4 protein-coding genes are annotated in these 3775 nt (G+C 33.8%); all 4 read right to left on the minus strand.

Features of this window, described 5'->3' with window-relative positions:
* Positions 1-131: 131 nt before the first annotated feature.
* Positions 132-1757: a hypothetical protein gene (locus IX84_RS30170; protein WP_044230314.1), complete on the minus strand. Its 1626-nt coding sequence runs from the start codon at positions 1755-1757 to the stop codon at positions 132-134.
* Positions 1758-1962: 205 nt separating this feature from the next.
* The gene (locus tag IX84_RS30175; RefSeq protein ID WP_044230316.1) at positions 1963-2877 is read right to left on the minus strand and encodes an exonuclease domain-containing protein; all 915 of its coding nucleotides are present in this window, start codon (positions 2875-2877) and stop codon (positions 1963-1965) included.
* Positions 2874-3263 carry a tetratricopeptide repeat protein gene (locus IX84_RS30180; protein WP_044230318.1) on the minus strand — a complete coding sequence of 130 codons (390 nt, stop codon included), beginning with the start codon at positions 3261-3263 and terminating at the stop codon, positions 2874-2876. The genes IX84_RS30175 and IX84_RS30180 overlap by 4 nt, the downstream gene beginning before the upstream one ends.
* 98 nt (positions 3264-3361) lie before the next feature.
* The gene (locus IX84_RS30185) at positions 3362-3691 is read right to left on the minus strand and encodes a hypothetical protein (protein ID WP_152605311.1); all 330 of its coding nucleotides are present in this window, start codon (positions 3689-3691) and stop codon (positions 3362-3364) included.
* Between the last annotated feature and the right edge of the window lie 84 nt (positions 3692-3775).

The following is a 3775-nucleotide window of genomic DNA, read 5'->3' on the forward strand; positions in this document are numbered from 1 at the left end:
TCCTAATCGTTTGTTTATCAGCTTTTTATTCCCGAAATGGAGTGCGCCCAACGGTTCGCATACCTGCCTGTGCCAGCTTTTGCTGGCATGGACAGGTATGCTTTGTTAGGCTCCGTATTCATTTTTTAAACTTATTGCTTCTTCATTCCTGTATCTGAAATTACAGGAGTTCCTCCTGGAGGTACTTTTATCCAAAAAATTGAACATGGATGATAGTAATTTACTCCATTAATAAGATATAAATCTTGATTAGGATCATCTGCAGAAGCTACTAAAGTATAATATATACCATCTGCTTTTTCGACAGTTATAAAACTTCCGTCTTCCTTTAGAAGCCTTCCCCATTTTAACGGGACTCTTTCATCTACAGCCATTCCCCTATGATCGTTACTATCCATGTATTCATAGACCCCTGTTCCATCAGCATCCAAATATAATCTGTATCGTGCTTTCATGCTTCCAAAGTCATACGAATGAAGGTATGAACCTAAAAATTCTTGGGGGATATCAAGGGACACGACGGTTGTTGGGTCAACGTTAGCTTCGATTTCATCTTTATACATACAGTATGGTATTCTCTCTATAATTTGAGTATTACCCTTGACTTCATCCTCATCATTATCAGGTTCTTCTAAAAAATGATATTGTCCTAAATCCCAAGACTCAATTATTGGCTTATCATCTTCGTATAAATAAATATATTTAGTAGCCTTATGACTTTCATTCGGCTTCAATTTGATGTATGTATAAGCTAAATGTAACAGCCTTGCAGAGGTATGGGGAAAATAAAAACCTGTCTCTGGATTGTTTATAGTAAGAAAAGTACAATAGTCAGAAGCATAAACTCTATTCTTAATCCCGATAACATTCAAATTTGCAGGAGGTGCATGACGTACTTCTAATGCCTTGCCTGACCCGTTTATTAGAATCAACTCAATTTTCCAAAGCTGTAACTTCTTTGTGGAATACCGGTCATTATCTTTATAGGACGGATCGCATTCGGTAAACTTTCCTGTAGGGAAAAGAACTGCTTTCAATATTACGCCATCTTGATCATATAGTGTATGATTTGATACAAAACTTTCTGAATTAACGGATAACCCTGAATTCTCAATATTATCCTCATCTACTTGATTCTTAGATTCTTCTGAAGCATTAAAGATTTTGGAATTATCACTCTCTCTCATAGAATAATTTTTTGAATCTTTTGCTAATAGTAGTATGTTCAAAAGTTCATTCATCGCTTGATCGTAATCATCGTTAGTTTTAGCCATATTCAGCAGATTTACAATTTTCTGTAGATATTGATCAGATTCATCAGAAAGTATCTTAATATTAGTATTGATAACATTTTGAAACTCTTGATTGAGGGAATTTTTAATCTTATTATATTCCCCTTCATTCCCAAAAAGGGTTTCTTCTAGTTTTTCAATTGCATCATTCTCAGATACTATTACATTTCCCCAATTAATCTGTTCTTGAGGACTCATAGATTCATATTCTCTGGCAAATTTTCTTTGAATTTCACGAAGTGCTTCTTTTCCGTCCTCAATCTCTTGTTTCTTATCAGCATAAAATTTTTCAACAAATTGGATAGTGGTAATACTTTCTAATAAGCCTTCATATGATTCAATAGATTTCTCAGAATAACCTGCATCTCTTAATTTGTCACTATTAGTTTGAGAATATAGTGAAATATTAAAAACAAAAATGAAGAATGCTACCAATCGGATTTGATTTGACTTAATTGAGTTCATAATAATTGATTTTATCATTTTGATTTGAGGATTTATTCTACTTTCTATGGAGCCTAACGGCCCGGCTACGTGACGTGCCGGATTCTAAATTTACCATTTTCGTCTCATTTCACAAATGCTAGCGCAGCGGCTTTTCCATCTCCATTTCCCTCTCGAAGATTTTTACCGGCATGGCATGTAGCCATTGTTAGCGGAAGTTTCAAATTCAAACAATCATTTCTAAAAATTGCCTTTCTGATAGTAATTCGATACTACTTCCTTCTCCTAACAGTTTTTCTGCTTTTTTAATCTTGGAACTTTTAAACCCATCACCAAATTTCTTGAAGTCTTGATCACCGATCACTAAATAATCAGTTTCATTAGTAACCCCTTTTCCAGGTTTACCACCGTTCTCTAGTACTCTTATTTGAGCATTTTTTCTCGCCATTGACTTTAATGTACCTGTAAAAACAACTGTCTTGTTATAAAACGGATTATTCTCATCTATTTTTGATTGGTCGACTTCAATAGTCCTAATATCTACACCATCTCCATAAATTCTTTTACCAGATCCCCGAAATCCACCCTTAAATAACTTACCAAGCTTCAAATTGAAAACAGACTCAATCTCATCGAACTTGCTCACTCCTTTTTCCTTGAAAAACTGTATTGCTAATTGGGCACATCCAGATGCATCTGATAAAGCCCTATGATGATCCAACTCTATTTCATAATAATCACACAGATAATCTAGTCTGAAAGAAAGTAGTTCCTTTGATATCTGTTTTGACATCTGATATGTACAAGCATATTGAGTTTCAGGATAGTCGATTTTGTATAAATCTAAAGTATGTCTCAATACACTAATATCAAATGCAGCATTATGAGCAATGATAGGATAATGTTCAAAGTACTTTTCTAATTTATCGTAAATTATATCAAATTCTGGTTCATTTTCAACCATCGATTCATCAATACCATGTATTTCAGTATTGTAAAAATCAAAATAATTGTCTCTTGGCCGGATTAAAAAAGCTTGCTGATCAACTATCTCAAAATCTTCAACAACAACAAGACCAATTTCACATGGGCTATTTCTTTGTGAATTAGCTGTTTCAAAATCAATTGCTAAAAATCTCATTTTTTATTCTTTAGGCTTTCAATTTTCTTTTTCACCCCTATATTTGGGTTAAACTTTATTGCTTTTTGGTAAGATTTTAGGGCTTTTTGAATTAATTCATTCTTTTCACATAGCTCTCCTAATTCTTTAAAAACTTCTGCTGCTTTTGGAGGGGAACAACCATCTCCATACATTTCAAGATATTTCAATGAATCATTTGTGTTACCCAATCTAGAATACAATTTTGAAATCCATTGATAGGGTATATGTTTATCCGCAGAATCCAAGCTTTCTGAATAGAGCTGATATTCTTCAATAGCCTTCTCCAATTTTCCATTAAATTCATTATCTCTTCCTTTAAAATAATGATTTTGTCTTTTTCTTATTCTACTAGTGTACTCAATCATTTTGATCTTGTTTTTTAATTTCCGCTAACGGCCCGGCTACACGCCGTGCCGGAGCGTATGCGGAGGTATGGACGGGTAGCCTTTGTTCGCTGCAGTATTCAATTACCCTTCAACGCTTCTAATAACTCAGAAACACATTCTCTGGAAAAATAAAGGTACTTTTCAGGTGCAGTTGCTCCTCCAAACATATCTGTCAAATCAGGAATCTTTATAATCAAATTCCCATTTTCATATTCTGTTTCTCTCAATTCTTTACAATAATAGATTTTAATCATTTTACTAGGGTCAGCCACTTTCTTTGTGTGACTCACTATTTCTGGTGAAAAATTATCTATTAGCTGGGGTCCGTTGTTATTCTCTTTGATTGATTGCTCATGAAATTCTTCAAAACGATCAATTACTGCTACGAAATCTTCTTTGTCTTCCAACTTTATTGTTATCTGATAATCGCTCTCAAATTGTAAACATTCAGCCGCTTTAGACAAAGTTAAAATAAAATACGATATTTAATC

It is taken from the genome of Phaeodactylibacter xiamenensis, assembly GCF_000759025.1.
Classification (GTDB): Bacteria; Bacteroidota; Bacteroidia; order Chitinophagales; family Saprospiraceae; genus Phaeodactylibacter; species Phaeodactylibacter xiamenensis.